Below are 562 nucleotides of genomic sequence, written 5' to 3'. Positions count from 1 at the left end.
CTTTCGCATCCAGTTTTCAGGGAATAATTCTCTGTATCGCCCTTTGGGGCCCGCGCAATTCGTTTGGTGACGATGGCGGAGGGGAACCACGCGTTCCCATCCCGAACACGACCGTTAAGCCCTCCAGCGCCGATGGTACTTGGACCGCAGGGTCCTGGGAGAGTAGGACGTTGCCAAGCCACACAAAGCCAAAGTGCTCTCCGGACTAATCTCCGGCAGAGCACTTTGGCTTTTTTTATGCAATTGCGCACATAATAATCAGAATCAGGCTGGGACGAGCATGTTTTCCATGGAAAGTTTGGGCTATCGGGTGATTGGCCTTGACCCTCAAAAGGGGATTTGTTACTATGGCAATAATATATTTTTGGCTTGATCACCATATTAGACAGAGGGGGACTTATTCGTGTGGGAAACGAAGTTTGCTAAAGAAGGATTAACATTCGACGATGTCTTGTTAATTCCAAGGAAGTCAGAGGTTTTCGGCCCGAAGGAAGTCGATGTGTCTACGCAGCTGTCTAAGAAGATTAAATTGAACATTCCGCTGATCAGTTCAGCGATGGAT

General features: G+C 48.4%; 1 protein-coding gene and 1 rRNA gene. Both read left to right on the top strand.

The window, feature by feature from the left end:
* The first annotated feature begins 62 nt into the window (after positions 1-62).
* A 5S ribosomal RNA gene (rrf, locus tag AC1DWB_RS37080) occupies positions 63-179 on the top strand.
* 224 nt (positions 180-403) lie between these two features.
* Positions 404-562, top strand: a 159-nt coding sequence (locus AC1DWB_RS37075) for an IMP dehydrogenase (RefSeq protein WP_477546015.1), incomplete at its 3' end; no start/stop codon positions are given.

The organism is Paenibacillus sp. P4_E11 (assembly GCF_056401635.1).
Note: the sequence above shows the minus strand (reverse complement) of the source record. Positions and strands in the feature narration are given on the sequence as shown.